The 18014-nt window shown below is 72.0% G+C and carries 17 protein-coding genes and 1 pseudogene; 7 read left to right on the top strand and 11 right to left on the bottom strand.

The window, feature by feature from the left end; genetic code table 11:
- Positions 1-47: 47 nt before the first annotated feature.
- Positions 48-812: an AfsR/SARP family transcriptional regulator gene (locus ACHZ99_RS14120; RefSeq protein WP_420304882.1), complete on the top strand. Its 765-nt coding sequence runs from the start codon at positions 48-50 to the stop codon at positions 810-812.
- On the opposite strand, the gene ACHZ99_RS14115 is transcribed toward ACHZ99_RS14120, so the two are convergent.
- Positions 766-1761, bottom strand: coding sequence for a T3SS effector HopA1 family protein (locus ACHZ99_RS14115; RefSeq protein WP_420304881.1), 996 nt, complete (start codon positions 1759-1761; stop codon positions 766-768). The genes ACHZ99_RS14120 and ACHZ99_RS14115 overlap by 47 nt on opposite strands.
- A complete protein-coding gene (gene lxmK, locus ACHZ99_RS14110) occupies positions 1745-2812 on the bottom strand; it encodes a class V lanthionine synthetase subunit LxmK (protein WP_420304880.1) in 1068 nt (355 codons plus the stop codon). Before lxmK ends, ACHZ99_RS14115 begins: the two co-directional genes overlap by 17 nt.
- Positions 2813-2927: 115 nt before the next feature.
- Here lxmK and ACHZ99_RS14105 point away from each other — a divergent pair, with 115 nt between their 5' ends.
- The gene (locus ACHZ99_RS14105; protein ID WP_420304879.1) at positions 2928-4196 is read left to right on the top strand and encodes a cytochrome P450; all 1269 of its coding nucleotides are present in this window, start codon (positions 2928-2930) and stop codon (positions 4194-4196) included.
- Between the two features lie 40 nt (positions 4197-4236).
- On the top strand, positions 4237-4971 hold the full coding sequence (locus ACHZ99_RS14100) for a methyltransferase domain-containing protein (protein ID WP_420304878.1): 735 nt from the start codon (positions 4237-4239) through the stop codon (positions 4969-4971).
- 279 nt (positions 4972-5250) lie between these two features.
- On the opposite strand, the pseudogene ACHZ99_RS14095 reads toward ACHZ99_RS14100, so the two are convergent.
- Positions 5251-6012: pseudogene (locus ACHZ99_RS14095) on the bottom strand (transposase); the annotation flags it as partial.
- 447 nt (positions 6013-6459) lie between these two features.
- Complete coding sequence (locus ACHZ99_RS14090) at positions 6460-6723, bottom strand: hypothetical protein (protein ID WP_420304877.1); 264 nt, start codon at positions 6721-6723, stop codon at positions 6460-6462.
- Between the two features lie 268 nt (positions 6724-6991).
- On the opposite strand from ACHZ99_RS14090, the gene ACHZ99_RS14085 reads away from it, so the two are divergent.
- Positions 6992-7429 (top strand): hypothetical protein, encoded by a 438-nt coding sequence (locus tag ACHZ99_RS14085; RefSeq protein ID WP_420304876.1) that lies wholly within the window; start codon positions 6992-6994, stop codon positions 7427-7429.
- Positions 7430-7634: 205 nt separating this feature from the next.
- Here ACHZ99_RS14085 and ACHZ99_RS14080 read toward each other — a convergent pair whose 3' ends face one another.
- Both ACHZ99_RS14080 and ACHZ99_RS14075 read right to left on the bottom strand, forming a co-directional pair.
- Entirely contained in the window at positions 7635-8510 is an 876-nt protein-coding gene (locus tag ACHZ99_RS14080; RefSeq protein WP_420304875.1) for a DUF2690 domain-containing protein, read from the bottom strand.
- Positions 8507-9247 carry a peptidoglycan-binding protein gene (locus tag ACHZ99_RS14075; RefSeq protein WP_420304874.1) on the bottom strand — a complete coding sequence of 247 codons (741 nt, stop codon included), beginning with the start codon at positions 9245-9247 and terminating at the stop codon, positions 8507-8509. The genes ACHZ99_RS14080 and ACHZ99_RS14075 overlap by 4 nt, the downstream gene beginning before the upstream one ends.
- 363 nt (positions 9248-9610) lie before the next feature.
- Between ACHZ99_RS14075 and ACHZ99_RS14070 the strand changes: the two genes are divergently transcribed.
- Positions 9611-10402, top strand: coding sequence for a hypothetical protein (locus ACHZ99_RS14070; RefSeq protein WP_420304873.1), 792 nt, complete (start codon positions 9611-9613; stop codon positions 10400-10402).
- A 99-nt stretch (positions 10403-10501) separates the two neighbouring features.
- Here ACHZ99_RS14070 and ACHZ99_RS14065 read toward each other — a convergent pair whose 3' ends face one another.
- Positions 10502-11860 carry a class I SAM-dependent RNA methyltransferase gene (locus ACHZ99_RS14065; protein WP_420304872.1) on the bottom strand — a complete coding sequence of 453 codons (1359 nt, stop codon included), beginning with the start codon at positions 11858-11860 and terminating at the stop codon, positions 10502-10504.
- A gap of 172 nt (positions 11861-12032) precedes the next feature.
- On the opposite strand from ACHZ99_RS14065, the gene ACHZ99_RS14060 reads away from it, so the two are divergent.
- The gene (locus tag ACHZ99_RS14060; RefSeq protein WP_420305207.1) at positions 12033-12704 is read left to right on the top strand and encodes a potassium channel family protein; all 672 of its coding nucleotides are present in this window, start codon (positions 12033-12035) and stop codon (positions 12702-12704) included.
- Complete coding sequence (locus ACHZ99_RS14055; protein WP_420304871.1) at positions 12701-13369, top strand: potassium channel family protein; 669 nt, start codon at positions 12701-12703, stop codon at positions 13367-13369. The genes ACHZ99_RS14060 and ACHZ99_RS14055 overlap by 4 nt, the downstream gene beginning before the upstream one ends.
- Positions 13370-13393: 24 nt before the next feature.
- Here the strand turns inward: ACHZ99_RS14055 and ACHZ99_RS14050 are convergent, their stop codons facing one another.
- The 4 genes from ACHZ99_RS14050 to ACHZ99_RS14035 all read right to left on the bottom strand — a co-directional run bounded on the left by ACHZ99_RS14050 (position 13394) and on the right by ACHZ99_RS14035 (position 18001).
- Complete coding sequence (locus ACHZ99_RS14050) at positions 13394-14236, bottom strand: DUF3159 domain-containing protein (RefSeq protein WP_420304870.1); 843 nt, start codon at positions 14234-14236, stop codon at positions 13394-13396.
- Complete coding sequence (locus ACHZ99_RS14045) at positions 14233-14637, bottom strand: OB-fold nucleic acid binding domain-containing protein (RefSeq protein ID WP_420304869.1); 405 nt, start codon at positions 14635-14637, stop codon at positions 14233-14235. Before ACHZ99_RS14045 ends, ACHZ99_RS14050 begins: the two co-directional genes overlap by 4 nt.
- 32 nt (positions 14638-14669) lie before the next feature.
- A complete protein-coding gene (locus ACHZ99_RS14040; protein ID WP_420304868.1) occupies positions 14670-15353 on the bottom strand; it encodes a response regulator in 684 nt (227 codons plus the stop codon).
- An 86-nt stretch (positions 15354-15439) separates the two neighbouring features.
- Positions 15440-18001, bottom strand: coding sequence for a DUF4118 domain-containing protein (locus tag ACHZ99_RS14035; protein ID WP_420304867.1), 2562 nt, complete (start codon positions 17999-18001; stop codon positions 15440-15442).
- Between the last annotated feature and the right edge of the window lie 13 nt (positions 18002-18014).

Here is an 18014-nt window from a genome sequence, read left to right as displayed (position 1 = left end):
ATCGCCGAAAGACCCGGTTGGCACAGTGGGTGACCGTGACCGCTCCAGTGGAATACCGGGTTCTCGGTGTCGTCGAGGTCAGCGTCGGGGGGCGCTGGCTCTCCCTGAACGGCAAGCAGCGCTCTTTGCTCGCGCTGCTGCTGCTCCGTGCCAACGAGCGGGTCTCCGTGTCGGGAATCGTGGAGGCGTTGTGGGGGGACCGGCCGCCGGCGTCGCCGGCCACGCGTGTGCGCACGCTCGTGTCGGAGCTGCGCACGAAGCTCAGGTACGCCCCGCCGAACACACTGGTCACCCGGCCGGCCGGCTACACCCTGCGGGTGACGGACGGCCAACTGGATCTCGACCGCTTCTCCTCACTGGTGGAGCAGGCACGCCGCTCCTCGGCGGCACTGCGCCTGGACCGCGCGATCAGCGAGTACGACGCGGCGATGGGACTGTGGCGCGGTGCCGCGCTCGGCGGCGTCAGCGGCGGCTTGCTGGAGGCGGAGGCGGCCGGTCTCGGGGAGCTGCGTCTGCGCACGTTCGAGGAGCGTTGCGAGGTCCTGATGGCGAGCGGACGTCACTCCGACGCGATCCTGCAACTCGGCTCCCTCGCGGCCGAGTGCCCGCTGCGGGAGCAGGTCCACGCCCTGCTGATGACGGCCTACTACCGCGCCGGATACCGCCGCGAGGCGCTGGATGTCTACCAGACGCTGCGCGAGAACCTCGTATCCGAGCTGGGCCTGGAGCCCATGCAGTCCCTCAGGACACTCCAGCAGCGGATCCTCACCGGCTCGCTCGATCCACAACCGCCTCGCAACCGGGCGGGATGAGATCCAGCGGCGGCGAGTCCAGGTTCCGGTACGGCGCGCGCGGGTCGATGCCGGCCTCGCGCAGGGCCGCCGCAACGGCCGCTGCCCTCGGCCCTTCGTACCTGCCGACGGCGTGGTCCACCAGCCCGTCGGCCACCGCCAGGGCACGGTGCTCACCGAAGCTCGGCCGGTGGCCGGCCCCGCCCGCCGCCGGCGGTTCCCAGGCGGCGGCGACACCCGGTGCGAGTCGCGCGGCGAACGCCGAGACGTCCGTGCCCACGCCCTCGACGCCCGCGAGCGACGACGACACCTCCGCCGCCGCGCGCCGGCCCTCGGATCCGAGGTAGACGATCAGTCCGTCGCGGCGCGGCAGGAGCGCCGGCGAGGAACTGACCTTGGCCCGGTACGGGACGCCCTGGCCCTCCAGGCAGTGCAGCACCGCCGACCACACGGCGGGCACGGACGGGAGGCCGGCCAGGTGCACGTACACCCGAAGCCGGGGCCGTCCCCGCGGGCCGCCCCTGCTCCCGTCGGCCAGGAAGTAGCCGGGGGACAGGGCGGGCCGGGCGGCGGGCAGCGCGAGGCTGACGTCGTCCGCCCCGGCCGCATCCAGAACACGCCCGGCCGGCACGCGGACGCGCACCCCGTCGATGTCGGCCACCAGCTCTCCGGCCCGCCACTCACGCGGTCTCGCGCGCGCGACCGTGTCGTGGTGGGGCATGGCGGCCAGGAGCCGGGACTCAAGGCCGGTGTCCCGCGGGGCGCCGGACCTCCAGATCTCCGGGCTCGGTGAGAGCCCTGCGTGCAGGTGCTCGTAGACGGCGATCTTCAGCATCATCCGCAGGTGACGGGGGTTTCGGGCGGCGATCTCCGCTCCCCAGGCAAGCGCGGAGTGACCGTCCGGGCGGACGGACACGTTCTCCAGCGCGCTCCCGATGGCCTCGGGCAGGGCGTCAGACGTGCGCGGCACCGGCCGGCTCCGGCCCCATGAGGTGCGCGAGGTCTCCGGACGACACCAGGGTCGTACGGGCGAATCCGAACGCCGTGTGATGGGCTGTCCTGAGGCGCGGGAGGGTGGCGACGTCAGTCAGCAGCCGGTCGAGCACGTGCCAGCCGGCGAAGGCCGTGGCCCGCCGCGGCAGTCCGGGATCGTCCGTCGCACGGACGGCGAGGTAGCCGAGCCAGAACGACGCGACCAGCGGCTGAACCCGCCGCAGTTCGGCCACCACGTCCGCCGCGCCGCCGACGGAGCGCTCCTCCCCCGGCTCGGCGCGGTGTGCCGTCCGCAGGGCGTGATACATCCACTCGCCCAGGAACGCGCCGACGTCACGGGCGGCATCGGCGAGGCGGAACTCCTCCCAGTCCACGAGATACGCCGCACCGTCGACGAACAGGAACTGGTCGAACCGGACATCACAGTGGGCCGGCACGCGCAGAGCCGAGCGCTCCCGGCTGCGCAGGCCCCGTACGGCCTCGCAGACCCGCGCGTCCCGCTGGATGAGCCGCCACAGCTCCAGCACCGCCCCGCTCGCTGCCGCAAACCACGGAACCGGGAGCGCCTCCAGCCCTTCCACCGGCGGAAACGGCAGAGTGCCGGGGTCGAGTGACACGTCGTCGTACGCTTGCGGAAGCGGCGCCTCGTGGAGAGAGGCGAGGGCCTCGCCCACGCGCCGGGCGCACTCCGGCCCGAACCGGCTCTCCCGCACCAGCTCGTCGCCCGCGACGGCCGGCTCCAGCAGCTCGTAGACCACGATGTCCTCTTCTTCGACCGTGCCGAGCAGCAGAGGCCGGCGGAGGCCCGGGAGGTGCATGCCCTCGACGGCCCGAACACGTTCCAGGCCGGCGGGGCTTTCCCGCTTGACGAAGACGCCGCGACCGTCGGACGTGATTCCCGAACATTTGTCCCGGCGGCCCGGATAAGCCCTGACAGATTCCGGAGCCACCGCACCGAAACCCAGTTTTTTCATGCAGGTGTTGACGGTTCCGAGATCGAGCATGGGCGCATTTCGCTGGCGAACCATGATGCACATTCTCCCGTACCCGCATACACGCCGCATACGCCCGAGATACGCGAATGGAGAGGGTCCCGCGATATTGATCCGGCCGCGTCCCACTGCCAGTGTGGAGGGCGTGTCCATGAACATCACCGAGGCCGGACGCACGCTTGCCGACCCCAGCGCCTATGCCGATGACGATCGGCTGTATCGGGCACTGTCACTGCTACGTCGTGAATCTCCCGTGCACTGGGTCGACGCGCCCGGCTACAACCCTTTCTGGGCCGTCACCCGGCATGCCGACATTCAGGAGGTCGAGCGCCGCAGCGACGTCTTCCTGAACGGCCCGCGGCCCATGCTCGTCACCCGCGGCGCCGATGAGATGAACAGGCTGCGAGAGCAGCGCAACCTGGGTCTGCGCCCCCTCGTCCACCTCGACGGCCAGGCACACCGCACGTTGCGGTCGGTCACCGCGGACTTCTTCCGGCCCCCGGCCCTGAGCCGCTTCGACGTCACGGTGCGCACGTGCGCGGAGCGGGCCGTCGACCGCATGGCCGAACACGGGGACTCCTGCGAGTTCGTCGGGCAGGTGTCGGATGTCTACGCCCTCCGGGTCCTGCTGGCCCTGCTCGGCATCCCGGAGCGCGAGCACGAGGCGGTCTTCCGCTTCACTCCGGCCGCCCGGCGTTCCCTGCCGCCACCGGCCAGGAAAGCGGCGATGGACGACTTCTACCGGTACTTCTCGCGGCTGGCGGCGCACCGCCGCACCAGCCCCGCGGACGACCTCGCCTCGGTCATCGCCAACGCCCACGTCGCAGGGCGGGAACTCACCCGGCGGGAAACCCTCGCCTATTACATCATCATCGTCGCAGCGGGACACGACACTGCCAGCGCCACGATCGCGGGTGGCCTGCGGGCACTGATCGACCACCCCGCGCAGCTGCACCTACTCCGCGAAGATCCGGGGCTGCTGGACCCCGCGGTGGAGGAGATGACCCGCTGGGTCACCCCGGTCAAGGCGTTCATGCGCACGGCCGCCGAGGATTACGTGCTGCGGGATGTGCGCATAAGAAAGGGGGAATCCCTGCTGCTTTCCTACCCCTCGGCCAACCGCGACGCGGCGGTCTTCGAAAGACCGGGCGAGTTCGATATCCGACGGCGCCCCAACAGGCATCTGGCCTTCGGGTTCGGGGTGCACCACTGCCTGGGTGCCGCGCTGGCGCGCATGGAGATACGGGCATTCTTCGCCGAACTCCTGCCCCGGCTCGTGTCCGTGGAGCCGGCGGGGCCGCCGGAACTGATCAGCACAACCTTCTCCGGCGGACCCAAACGTCTTCCCCTCCGCTGCTCCGTCGGCCCGTCGCGCAATCCCGGCAGCAACGGAAAGGACTCCCGTGAACCCAGGGGCTGACGAGACCGGGGAAGGACCCGGCCTCGGAGACGCGTTCGGCATGCAACTGTCCGATGCGGTGCAGCTCGCACGCCCGGTGATGGCGTTCGTCGAGCGGTCCGACGGCCTGCTCGTCCCCTCCGGTTCGGCGCAGTGGCTGGACGAGGAGCAGGACTGGCCGGCAGCGATGCGCGAACTGCTCGACCGGGCCAGGGGGCGCGTCCTCGACGCGGGTGCGGGTGCCGGCAGGCACGCCGCACACCTGGCGGCGAAGGGCCACGACGTGGCGGCCTTCGACAACTCGCCCCTGGCGCTCGAACTGTGCGAGCAGCGAGGCATCACGGCACGGGTCCTCGGCGAACTGGAGGCCGTGGGCACCCTGTTCCGCGGCTCGCCGCCGTTCGACACCGTGCTGCTGCTGGGCAACAACGTCGGGCTGCTGGGCTCCACGGCCGTCGGGACCCGCATTCTCCGGCAGCTGCACGCGATCACGAGCCCCGAGGCGGTGATCCTCGCCGAGGGCCGCCGCCCGGTCGTCGGCACCGGGGACAACGCCGCGTACGTGGCACGCAACCGCAGTCTCGGCAGGCTCCCTGGCGAACTGCGGATGCGTATCCGCTACCGGACCACCGCCACACCGTGGTTCACCTACCTGTTCTGCGACCCCGCGGACCTCGCCGCCATCGCCGAGGCCGCCGGCTGGGCGGTATCGAACGTCACGCCCTTCCGCCACGCGCACGATGCATCCCGGCAGGAACCGCTCTCCTACACAGCGGTGCTGCACAAGGCCGCCTGACGAGGTATCCGGTTCGAGCGCGCACAGACATGGCGTGGACAGACCGCCGAGAGTCTTCTTGCCGTATTGAGCGGCAGTGTTCGGGCCATAGCTCGACGGCTGTCTTGCTGGCACCAGCCTGGCCCTAGCCTCGCTGTTTCAGTTGCGGCGATGAGGTGTTGTTGAGGGGTAGCGGTCGGGTGGGCCGAGGCGATTTCGGTGTTCGGGCATGGTGGAGACCCGGCGCGGTGGTTGGGTTCTCCAGGTCCTTCGGGTCGTGGGCGGTCAGGGGTTTGCCGGTCAGTCGGCGGGACGGGGCAGTGCGGCGAGGCGATGGAAGGCCGTGGCCAGTTCGTTTCTGCAGGGCCAGGTCGCTGATATCCGCAAACGCAGGCGTCGGCCGCCGCCGGTGAGGCGGGCGGCAACGTGCAGGAGCCGGTAGCGAAGCTTCTTCGGCTCGGCAGAGGCGAGTTCGCCGTCCAGCAGCAGGACGCGCGTCCGGGCCAGCAGGTCGATCGCCGCGAGGCTGAGTTCGAGCCAGACGGCGTTGATGGCGAAGTCGCGGGAGGGGAGGCGGCCGAAGCCTGTGGTCTTGCCGCACCGGATGTGGTCTTCGACGGTGGCGTGCCCACGGTGGCGGACTTTCAGGAACTGGGCGGATCCGCCGCCGGAGTATGGGGTGTCGGTGAGGAACACCTGGTGGCGCAGGCCTTCGTCCTGGTCGAAGAGGGACAGCTGGGCTCCGGGGTGCGGCCGCTCCCGGTGCACGATGATGCGGGTGCCGTCGGGGTAGCCGCCCAGATCGACCATGCCGGTCAGCTCGGCGACCTCGGCGCCGTCACGCAGCGTCCCGTCCTGGTCCAGGGCTCGATGCCAGAAGCGGTCGGGCATGGCCCGGACAGCTCGGCGGACCGGCTCGGTGATGGCGTATCCGACCGAGAAGAAGTTACGGATTCCTCGTTTCCGCATGTCGCGGACGTGGGCGAGGAAGGCTTTCGCGGATCCGGCACTGTCGGCGCGGACGAGGATGTCGGTGCCGTGCCGGTGAGCGTCGGGGATCTGCGCGCGGTGGAGTACGCGCCTGTCAGCCCGGTGGCATCGGCAAGATCAGCCAGCACCCGTGCCCCGGCGTGCCCGACCACACCGGAACCGTCAGCGGAGACATCGAGCTTGGGACAAGAACCGATACCCTGCACGCGGAAAGTGCCTTCTGCTTGGACCGACAGAACCCCTCGACAAGGTTCATCGTCCCAGCTCGGAGGGCACTTTCATACTTCCGCCCCGCGTCCGCACCATCCCAACCAAAACAGCGAGGGTAAGGCGCTCGGCAGCCCGGAGATCGGCGAGACGGTGAACCGCCACCCTGCGCCGCCCTCGTCCCTGACGTTGCCGTCAACTACTGCCGTCACCCCACGCAGAAGCCCCGCCACTCGCCTGACGGGGCTTCGACTTTGCTACCGATGCGACGATTTTGGGATCGAGAAGAGGTTACACTTCACTCTCCGCTGATCATTCTTCACCGAGAAGACCAATAGCTTCCGGAAACCCCATAATCACCCTCCTGCGCTCCGGATTCTCTTCCAGTTCTGCGCACTCAAGGATCAGGGAAGCAACTTCCCGACGCCCCTCTTCCGAGAGATCACGAAACAGGGCGGCAGCTGGTTCGAGAATGTCCGTTGCGACATCCGGATCAATATCGTCATCGTCCGTCAATTCGACCGAGGCGACGACGTTTACGAATGCGCGAACCAGAACCTTGTTGACATCCATCATGGCACGACCCTCACTCGAATGTTGGTTATCAGAAGGCCGCCGAGGACTTTTCGAGCCCGTGCGGCCTCAGCCGCAGTGGGGACTTCCCACAGGCCACTGTAACCGTTCTGTTCAAGCGCTAGAGACTGGTTCATGGCTTGCCGGTATGTCTTGTTGAAGGTTGTAACACTCACCTTTCGGTCGATATTGGGAACCTGCCATCCGAATGCGCGTTCAGGAGCATCACGTCGCCCGGATGAGGTTCCCGCCCGACGAATCGAGTGAGCTCATGAGTGACGATGTCCTCTCCGTCATTCCGACCGACCCCCGCTGGCAGCCCGCCGAGATCGACGTCACCTGGCACGACACGCTCACCGTTGTCGACTGTGGTCAGAATCTGCAGAAGATCGGTTGTCCCCACTGCGGCGCGTCGAACCAGGTCAGGGCCACCATCCGACTCACTTGCCCATCGCACGGGCGCTCAGAGCGTCAAACGAGCGTCACGATCAGCAGCCCGAGCCTCGCCTTCAGCCCGACCGGCTCACCTGGACCCACCGCCCCGCTCCCTCCGTACGGAGGCTCGCCCGATCTGCTCCTCCGGCTGTGGCCGGTGCTGCGCACGCTCGTCGGCCACACGGTACGCACCGTGTGGGAGGACGCTTTTCCCCGGCTCGCATCGCCGTACACCCTTGTGCTCACCGGCGGGTACGCGCTGCGGGCCCTCTGAGAACGGCGTTTCAGCCGGTTACGGAAGGCGGCCTGCACCAGGACAGATCCAAGGTCCTTCCCCCCTGGCCGCCGGCCGGCCGGCCGGAGGGGACTCTCCTCCCCGGTGTTCCTCCTGGTAGCGCAGGAGGTCGTCCCCGTGGAGCTGCCTGGTAGCGCTACCGGCCCGGTACCGCGTGGGCGGCATGGGCCGGGGCGACCTGACGCTACGTGGGTGCGTGCGGGCGGGTCGTCGCGGCGGTCCCGCCCACGCGGGCCTCGACGCACTCCCGTTCGCCGTCGGCCGACGCGGGCCGGAAGCAGGCCCGGACGGTGCTGCCGGGGTGGACCGCGGTCATCCCGGTGTAGACGTAGGTTTCCGTGTCGTCTTCGTTCCTGACGCGCACGTCGTGGGTCGGGCCGTCCGCCGTGACCGCCAACCGGTCGCCGATCCGGGTCCCCCAGGTCCGGGCCCAGCCCGCACCGCACTCCTCGCTGTAGCGCAGCTCCACGTGGGCGCCGGTGGCGGTGCGGGCCGTGGTGAGGGTGGCGGGGCCGACGCCGCAGACGAGGCTCATCGGATCCCGGCCCTCGCAGGCGGCGCCATGGCATTCCGGGACGAGGGAGTGCGGGGCGGAGGCCGGCAGCGGTTCGTCGTCCGCCGCGTCCCGGGCCGGCAGCAGGAAGAGCACCAGGGCCGCACCACCGGCGAGCAGCGTGTACACCGACGCCAGCACCGCCACGAGCCGGACCCCGCGGCTCCCGGGGTCGCGCGGCTGCTCGGCTTCCGGGGGCGGCGGTTCCTGCGGCCGCGGTCGCGGTTCGGGCCGTGGCTCCCCGGCGGCGGGGGCGAGGACCGACGCGCGTCCCTTCCAGTCCGACTCGGCGATCTCCCACAGGGCCAGCAGCCGCCCGTCCGGTTCGTTCGTGACCCGGCACAGCTCACGTACGGCCTGCCGGGGAGGCAGGCTCTTGCCGTTGAGATAGCGCTCCCAGGAGGACTTGCTGTACGCCGTCCGCTCCGCCAGCGCGGCCAGGCTCAGGCCCGTACGGGCTCTCAGCTCCCGCAGCGCCGCGACCAGCGGGGTGTGCTCCGTGGTCACTCGGGCGTCGCCTCCCGCAGGGCCTGCCAGGTGTGCGGGCCGACGACACCGTCCACGACCAGGCCGTTCCGCGTCTGGACGCGCTCGACGGCGCGCTGCGTCTTCGGGCCGAAGACGCCGTCGATGTCTCCGGGCGCTGCGTCCGCCCGGCGCAACAGGCACTGCGCTTCTGCCACTTCCGGCCCCACGTGGGTGTACGCCACGATGGCGTCCGTGGTCCGGCTCAGGCCCGCGTACCAGCGGCCGTCGCGCTGCTCAAGACGGCAGGAGTAGACGACCGGCACCAGGGACTCCGACACCGTGGTCGGGGCCGCCGCGCCGGTGCCGGTGCGGGCCTTCGCGAGCTGGGCGCGGGCGTCGGCGAGCTGCACGGCCAGCAGGAGCGCCGCGGAGACGGACAGCACCAGGACCACCGCTCCCGCCATGACCATGGCCCGCGCGCGGCGGCCGTACGACCGCTGCTCCGCGGGCGGGGGCGCCGGTGGCACCGGGAGCCGCTCGGGGGCACCGGCGGTGACCGCGCGTCCCTCCGCCCAGCGTTCCGCGGCCGTCTCGCGCAGTGCCAGCAGGCGGGTCGGATCGTCACCGCCGATGCGGGCCACCGCCGCCACCGCCTCCCGGGGCGGCAGTGCGGCGGCGTTCAGATACCGCTGCCACGACTTTGCGCTGTAGCCGGTCTTCGCGGCCAGCTGGCGGGTGCTCAGCTCGCTGCGGTCCTTCAGTGTGCGCAAGCGCACGATCAGTTGGTGGACGCGTGGATGCAGGTCTGCAGGCAGCTCTTTCCAGCGCGACATACTTTCCCCCGTTCGCGTCAGGGACCGCCGGCCCGACCGCGCGGGGCCCGGTCCCGTTCCGCATCAGCCGTCGTGGCACGCTCGGATCGACGACTCCGTCTGTAGTGCAGAATAAGCCACCCGCCGTTCCCAGGCGTCCCGCCGTGGTAACTCTGCGGGTGGCATCCCCGCAGGTCAGCGAGTTGCATGTCCCGGGATGTGGTCACTTTTCCGCCGACTGTGGCCAGGCGCCGCGTCCCGGCCTCACCCTCGTTTGCGGAGCTAGCGGGGGCGGCCCCGCACATCGGGACCGGAAGGAAGCATCCCTTGCGAAAAGTCAGAGCAGCCCTGATCGCATTCACGTCCGCGATCGCACTCCTCGGCGGCGTCCTCGCCGCCGCCCCCGCCGCCCAGGCCGGCACGACCTGGAAGGCCCACGACAGGAACTGCGAGGAGATTCCCGGCGGCGTGAGCCCCGGCACGGTCTGCGTCAACGTGCAGAAGCGCGTCACCGACTCGGGCTCCGTCACCGGCTACCGCGGGCGCGTACACGTCACCCCGGCCGAGGGGCAGTGGCTCCAGCCGCTCACGTACTCGTGGACCTCCGGCGGCAGCTCCCAGGTCTGTCCGGACGGCTGCACCAGGAAGACGTCGTCGTGGACCTCCTCGTGGTCGCCCGTCAACACCTCCGCCGCCGTGTACAAGGTCGAGGGTGCTTCCCCGACCGACCGGTGGGATGTCATGGCCTCCTGGAGCCCCTGGGTCAAGCTGGCCGGGAAGTGCGACTCCTACCGCGCCGGCAAGTTCTGCGTCACCCGGCTCCAGCGCCAGGTCCGCGACGAGTGGCAGCAGCGCGGCAGCCTGACGGTGGTCCCGGCCAGCGGCATGTGGATCGCGCCGCGGTGGGTCAGGACCGGGATGGACAACGACGACGGCAGGGTCGCGAAGACCAAGGACCTCTGCGACCCCTCCTGCACCCGGCGCACGTCCAAGTGGAACACCACGGTGACCACGACAGAGGGCGTTCTGATCGGGGGCCCGTATGAGTACTTCGCCACCGCCAGGGTGTTGCTGCCCTCCGGCGACCTGAAGACCATCAAGGCCACGCTCAGCGGCTGATCACGGCACCACCACCCGGCCCGGTCCCGCCCCCCGGCGCGGCCGGGCCTCGGCCGTGCCCGGCACAGCGCACATCATGCGCATCACGAAAATCGCGGGTCAGGTGGCCTTTTCGGATCTCACCAGCACCGCGACGCACTCCATGTGGTGGGTCATCGGGAACAGGTCGAAGGCGCGGAGCCACTTCGGGGCGTAGCCGGCGTCCTGGAAGTACGACAGGTCCCGGGCCAGGGCCGCCGGGTCGCAGGCCACGTAGGCGATGCGGCGGGGCTGGAGGGCGGTGATCTGGGTGACCACGCGGCGGCCGGCGCCGGTGCGGGGCGGGTCCAGGACGACGAGGTCGGCCTCGGTGATGCCCGTGCGGGGCAGGACCTGTTCGACCTTGCCGTGTTCGACGCGTACGCGGTCGAGGTCGGCGAGGTTGTGGCGGGCGTCGGCGGCGGCGCGTTTGGCGGACTCCACGCCCAGGACGGCGCCCTTGGGGCCGACGCGCTCGGCGAGGGCGGCGGCGAAGAGGCCGACGCCGCAGTAGAGGTCGAGGGCCATGTCGCCCTTCTTCGGCATCAGGCCCGTCATGACGGTGTCGACGAGCAGGTCCGCGCCCTTCGGGTGCACCTGCCAGAAGCCGCCCGCGCCGACGCGCCAGGTGCGGCCGGCGGCGCGTTCGCGGACGAAGTCGCGGCCGTGGACGCGGTGGACGGCGGGCGGGGCGCCGGGGGTGGCGGGGGGTTCGGTGCGGAGGACCGAGACGGGGCGGTCCAGTTCGACGAGGGGGAGGCGGGCGCCCGGGCGGGGGGTGAGGACGACCTGGCGGTCGCCGGAGCCGGTGGCGGCGATCGCCTCGACGGTGGCCAGCTGCGGCCACTCCCGGCTCTCCACGCCCAGCTCCTCGACCTCCGGCGCCGCGATGAGGCACCGGTCGACCGGCTGCACCTCGTGCGAGCGGTGGCGGCGCAGGCCCGCCCGGCCGTCGGGGTCGATCGCGTACTGCACCCGGGTGCGCCAGGCCGGCACCTCGCCCTTGTTCACCTTGTCGCCCGGCGCCGGCTCCACCGTGCCGTCCCACCCGGCGTCCTCGGGGGTCAGCCCGGCGAGCCGGCTCAGCTGCTCGGCGAGTACGTCCGCCTTCAGCCGCCGCTGCGCGCCCGGGGCGACGTGCTGGAAGTCGCACCCGCCGCACTTCCCGGGGCCGGCGTAGGGGCACGGCGCCTCGATGCGGTCCTTCGCGGGCTCCAGCACCCGCACCGCGTCCGCGCGCAGGAAGCGGGCCCCGGCGCGGCCCTCGGTGACGCGGGCGACGACCCGCTCGCCGGGCAGCGTGTGGCGTACGAAGAGCACCTGGCCCTCGGCCGTACGGGCGACGCAGTGCCCGCCGTGCGCGACCGGGCCGACCTCGACCTCGTACTCCTCCCCCGCGCGCGGCTCGGACGTCGCGGGCGGCGGCTGCTCTTCGGGCACGGGGGCGGCTCCTGGCGTACGAGGGGGGTGGGGCGGACGGTCGGGGTGGGGGCTCGTCGCCTCAGTCTAGGCGCCCGCGCGTGCCGCCCCGCCCGCCCCACCCGGGGTGCCCCCCTGCCCCGGGGGTGTGTAGCTTGAACGGAAACGGCCGGACATGGCGGAGGGACGCCGCGTGCACATCGTGATCATGGGGTGCGGCCGGGTGGGGTCCACCCTGGCGCGCACCCTGGAGCAGCAGGGACACACGGTGTCGGTGATCGACCGCGACCCCACCGCGTTCCGCCGCCTGGGCTCCGGTTTCGGGGGGCGCCGGATCACCGGCATCGGCTTCGACCAGGACACGCTGAAGGACGCCGGTATCGAGGAGGCCGGGGCGTTCGCCGCGGTCAGCTCCGGCGACAACTCCAACATCATCGCCGCCCGGGTGGCGCGCGAGATGTTCGGCGTGGAGAACGTCGCCGCCCGCATCTACGACCCCCGCCGCGCCGAGGTCTACCAGCGCCTCGGCATCCCCACCGTCGCCACCGTCCGCTGGACCGCCGACCAGATGCTGCGCCGGCTGCTGCCCTCGGGCGCGGAGCCGCTGTGGCGGGACCCGAGCGGCCGGGTGGAGCTGGCCGAGGTGCACACCTCGGCGGCCTGGATCGGGCACCGGGTGGCCGAGTTGCAGGAGGAGACGGGGGTACGGGTCGCGTTCCTCACCCGGCAGGGCGAGGCGGTGCTGCCCACCGCCAAGACGGTGCTGCAGGACGGCGACCTGCTGCATGTGATCATGCGTACCGACGAGGTGGAGCAGGTCGAGGCGGCCTGCGCCAAGGGCCCGGACACGGAGGACCGACGGTGAGAGTGGCTATCGCGGGCGCCGGCGCGGTGGGCCGTTCCATCGCGGGTGAGCTGCTGGACAACGGGCACGAGGTGCTGCTCATCGACAAGACGCCCACCGCCATCGCGGTGGAGCGGGTGCCGCGGGCGGAGTGGCTGCTCGCCGACGCCTGCGAGATCGCCTCGCTGGACGAGGCCGCGTTGCAGCGCTGTCACGTGGTCATCGCCGCCACCGGCGACGACAAGGTGAACCTCGTCGTCTCGCTGCTCGCCAAGACCGAGTACGGGGTGCCGCGCGTGGTCGCCCGGGTCAACAACCCGCGCAACGAGTGGCTCTACAACGAGGCGTGGGGCGTGGACGTCGCCGTCTCCACCCCGCGGCTGATGTCCGCGCTGGTGGAGGAGGCGGTCAGCGTCGGCGACCTGGTCCGGCTGCTGCGCTTCAGCCACGGCGACGCGAACCTCGTCGAGCTGACGCTGCCGGAGGAGTCGGCGCTCACCGGCACCGCCGTCGGCGACGTCGACTGGCCCGCGGACACCACGCTGGTGACGATCATCCGCGGCAGCACGGTCCTCACCCCGAAGCCGGACGACACCCTGGAGGCCGGGGACGAGCTGCTCTTCGTCGCCGCGCAGGCGCGCGAGGAGCAGCTGGAGGAGCTGCTTTCCGTACGGCGCGGGGGCTGACCCGGCGAGGGGCCGGCGGCGGCGCTACTCCAGCTCGGCCGCCGTCCGCGGCTCCCCCTGCCGCTGCTTCTCCCGCTCGTCCCGCTTCTCCCGCTCCTCCTGCGCCTTCTCCTCCGCCTCCATCTCGGCGATCACGTCGATCGGCGGCGGCGCCTGCTTGAGGAAGACGTACGTGAGCGTGACCGCCAGCAGCAGCGGCGGGATCTTCAGCGCCACGATCACCCAGCCGAACTCCTTGGGGTCGGCCCAGAAGTAGAGCGGGAAGAGGATCGCGGACTTGGTCAGGAAGATCAGGCCCCAGGCGTAGCTGGCCTTGGTGTACGCCTTCTTGCGGCCGGGGTTGCGGGTGCGCCAGGACAGGTTCTCGCGGAACAGCGGGCCGAGGATCAGCCCGATCAGCGGCAGCCCGGCCGCGCTGCTCAGCAGGTACGCCAGCGCCAGCCCGAGGCCGTAGAGCAGGCCGGGGAGGTAGAAGTCCTTGGCGTTGCCGGTCATCATCGCGAAGGCGACGCCGATGGCCACGCCGAAGGCGCCGCCGAAGGAGTGCTTGAGGGTGCCGCGGGTGACCAGCCGGGAGAGGCCGAGCAGCAGCGAGACGCCGAGGGCGGCGAACGCGGACGGCCGGATCTCCGAGCCGATGGTGTAGACGAGTACGAAGACCAGCCCGGGGACGGTCGTCTCCACCATGCCGCGGACGCCGCCGAACGCCTCGGCCATCGCGGCCTGGGTGACGGCGTGCGAGTCGCCCTGCGGCGCGTCGGAGGCGGCGGCCGGGTCGGCTTCCTGCCCCGGCGGGGCGCCGGGCGTGCCCCCGGGGGCGGCGGCCCCGCCGGCACGGTCGTCGGCCGGCTTCTCGAAAGACGTCACCGCTGCTCCTGTCCGAGGGGTCGCAGTTCGTACTTGGGGTTGAAGAGCACCCGCCGCCCGCGGCTCATCGCGATCCGGCCGGAGGCGGTCAGGCCGCGGCCGGGTTCGATGCCGGTGATGGCGCGGCGGCCGAGCCAGACCAGGTCGAGCGAGTCGGTGCCGTCGAAGAGCTCCGCCTGCAGCGCGGGCACGCCGGCGCGCGGCTGGAGCGTGACGGCGCGGAGACTGCCGGTGACGGTGACGACGGCGCGGTCGTGGCACTGCCGGATGGGCGTGACCTCCGCGGTCTCCTCCTCGGGCGGCAGGGAGTCCTCGGCCGGCGGCTCCGCGGCGCCGGTGATCCGGCCCAGCAGCCGGCGGAGCCGGCCGGCGGGTCGGTCGGGGCTGCGGGCGGGGTCCATGCCCGCAGGGTACCCGCCCGGGGCGGTCCGTTTCACTGCTCGAAGCGGTAGCCCATGCCGGGCTCGGTGACGAAGTGCCGCGGGTGTGCGGGGTCGGCCTCCAGCTTGCGGCGCAGCTGGGCCATGTAGACCCGCAGGTAGTTGGTCTCCGTGCCGTACGAGGGGCCCCAGACCTCCTTGAGGAGCTGCTTCTGGCCGACCAGCCGGCCCGCGTTGCGGACGAGCACTTCGAGCAGGTGCCACTCGGTAGGCGTGAGGCGTACGTCGGCGCCGTCACGGTTGACCTTCTTGGCCGCGAGGTCGACGGTGAACGCGTCCGTGGTGACGACGGCCTGGTCGCCGGCGGGCACGGACGGCTCGGCGCGGCGGACGGCGGCGCGCAGCCGGGCGAGCAGCTCGTCCATGCCGAAGGGCTTGGTCACGTAGTCGTCGGCGCCGGCGTCGAGGGCCTCGACCTTCTCGTCGGAGCTGTGCCGGGCGGAGAGCACCAGGATCGGCACCCGGGTCCAGCCGCGGATGCCGCGGATGACGTCGACGCCGTCCATGTCGGGCAGGCCGAGGTCCAGGACGATCACGTCGGGGTGGCGTTCGGCGGCGAGCCGGAGCGCGGTGGCGCCGTTCTGGGCGGCGTCCACCTCGTACTGGCGCGCCTTGAGGTTGATGACGAGCGCGCGCACGATCTGCGGCTCGTCGTCGACCACGAGCACCCGGTGCATGGCTGCTGCCTTTCGTTCGGGCGGAGGCGGTGGATACGGCTGCGCGGGCGGGGACGCGGGCGGGGAGGGGGCGGGCGCCGGCGGTGTCACGTCGTCGCCCGGGCGGGCAGTTCGGCCGGCGCGGGCGCGCCGCGGCCGGGTGCCGCCCGCAGCGTCAGCACCATGGTCAGTCCGCCGCCGGGGGTGTCCTCGGCGACCAGGGTGCCGCCCAGCGCCTCGGCGAAGCCGCGGGCGACCGCGAGGCCGAGGCCCACGCCGGCGCCGCGGGGGGCGTCCCCGTAGCGCTGGAACGGCTCGAAGATGCGGTCCTTGCCGCTGTCGGGGACCCCGGGGCCGCGGTCGGCGACGCGCAGCTCGACCCGGTCCCCGAGGGCGCTGGCCTGCACCAGGACGGGGGTGCCGGGCGGGCTGTAGGTGACCGCGTTCTCGACGACGTTCGCCACCGAGCGCTCCAGCAGCCCGGCGTCCACCGCGACCATCGGCAGGCTCTCGGGGATCCGCAGCGTGACGCTGCCCTCGGGGACCCCGGCCAGCGCCCTGGGCACCACCTCGTCGAGGTCGATCTCGCGCAGCAGCGGGGTGACGGTGCCGGTCTGCAGCCGGGACATGTCGAGGAGGTTGCCGACGAGGGCGTCGAGCCGGTCGGCGCCCTCCTCGATGGCCGCGAGCAGCTCGGCCTCGTCCTCCTCCGACCACGCCACGTCGTCGGAGCGCAGCGAGGTGACGGCGGCCTTGATGGCGGCCAGGGGCGTACGGAGGTCGTGGCTGACGGCGGCGAGGAGGGCGGTGCGGATGCGGTTGCCCTCGGCCAGCTTGCGGGCGTCCACGGCCTCGGCGGACAGCCGCTCCCGCTCCAGGACGACGGCGGCCTGGGCGGCGAACGCGCCGAGGACCCGGCGGTCGTCGGCGGGCAGCTTGCGGCCGGTCAGCGCCAGCGCCATGTCGTCGCCGACGGGCATGTCGGCGTCGGCGTCGTCGGGGTTGGCCGGCCCGCAGGCATCGCTGCCGACGCGGCCGACGCACGTCCAGCCGTCCTCGCCGCGCTGCCGCTCGAACAGCGACACGGACTCCATGAAGAACGTCTCGCGCACCCGGTCCAGCAGCGATTCGAGCGACGTGTCGCCGCGCAGCACGCTGCCCGCGAGCAGCGACATCACCTCGGACTCGGCGCGCAGCCGGGCGGCCTGGGACGTGCGGCGGGCGGCGAGGTCGACGACGGACGCGACGGCGACGGCCACGGCGAAGAACACCGCGAGGGCGACGATGTTCCGCCCGTCGGCGATGGTCCAGGTGCGCACGGGCGGGGTGAAGTAGTAGTTCAGCAGCAGCGAGCCCACCGCGGCCGAGGCCAGCGCCGGCAGGGTGCCGCCGAGCAGCGCGGCCAGGACGGTGGCGAAGAGGAACAGCAGCACCTCGTTGGGCAGCCCGAGGGCCGGGTCGAGGACGAGCAGCAGCCAGGTCACCAGCGCCGGTCCCGCCAGGCCGGTGAGCCAGCCGGCGATGATGCGCCCGCGGCCGAGGCGGGCGCCGCGGGATATCGGCAGCCCGCGGCCCTTGGCGACCTCGTCGTGGGTGACGATGTGCACGTCGAGGTCGGGGCCGGAGTCGCGGGCGACGGTGGCGCCGACGCCGGGGCCGAAGACGTACTGCCACGCCTTGCGGCGGCTGGAGCCCAGCACGATCTGGGTGGCGTTGACGCCGCGCGCGAACTCCAGCAGGGCGTCCGGCACGTCGTCGCCGATGACGTGGTGGAACGTCCCGCCCAGGTCCTCGACCAGGGTGCGCTGGACGGCCAGCTCCTCGGGGGAGGCGGTGGTGAGGGGGGTCAGGCCGTCGCTGCGGGAGATGTAGACGGCCATGATCTCGCCGCCCGCGCCCTTGGTGGCCAGGCGCGCGCCGCGGCGGATGAGGGTACGGCCCTCGGGGCCGCCGGTGAGGCCGACGACGATGCGCTCGCGGGCCTGCCAGGTGTCGCGGATGCGGTGCTCGCTGCGGTACTCGCGCAGGTAGTCGTCGACGCGGTCGGCGACCCAGAGCAGCGCCAGCTCGCGCAGGGCGGTGAGGTTGCCGGGGCGGAAGTAGTTGGACAGCGCGGCGTCGACCTTGCCGGGGTCGTAGATGTTGCCGTGCGCCATGCGGCGGCGCAGCGCCTCGGGCGACATGTCGACAAGCTCGATCTGGTCGGCCCTGCGGACCACGGCGTCCGGTACGGTCTCCCGCTGCCGTACGCCGGTGATGTTCTCGACGACGTCCCCCAGCGACTCCAGGTGCTGAATGTTGACGGTCGATATGACGTCGACGCCGGCGTGCAGCAGTTCCTTGACGTCCTGCCAGCGCTTCTCGTTGCGGGAGCCGGGGACGTTGGAGTGCGCCAGCTCGTCGACGAGCGCGACGGCGGGGCGGCGGGCGAGGACGGCGTCCACGTCCATCTCGGCGAACCGCGCGCCGCGGTGGTCCAGCTCACGGCGCGGTATCTGCTCCAGGCCGTGCAGCAGCGCCGCGGTGCGCGGGCGGTCGTGGTGCTCGACGAAGCCCACGACGACGTCGGTGCCGCGCTCCAGCCGGCGGTGCGCCTCGGAGAGCATCGCGTAGGTCTTGCCGACGCCCGGCGCCGCCCCCAGGTAGATCCGCAGCTTGCCCCGTGTCATGAGTCGATTGTCC

Source organism: Streptomyces sp. MAR4 CNX-425 (genome assembly GCF_048656465.1).
Classification (GTDB): domain Bacteria; phylum Actinomycetota; class Actinomycetes; order Streptomycetales; family Streptomycetaceae; genus Streptomyces.
The sequence above is the reverse complement of the archived record's forward strand: the minus strand, read 5'-3'. Positions and strand labels throughout refer to the sequence as shown.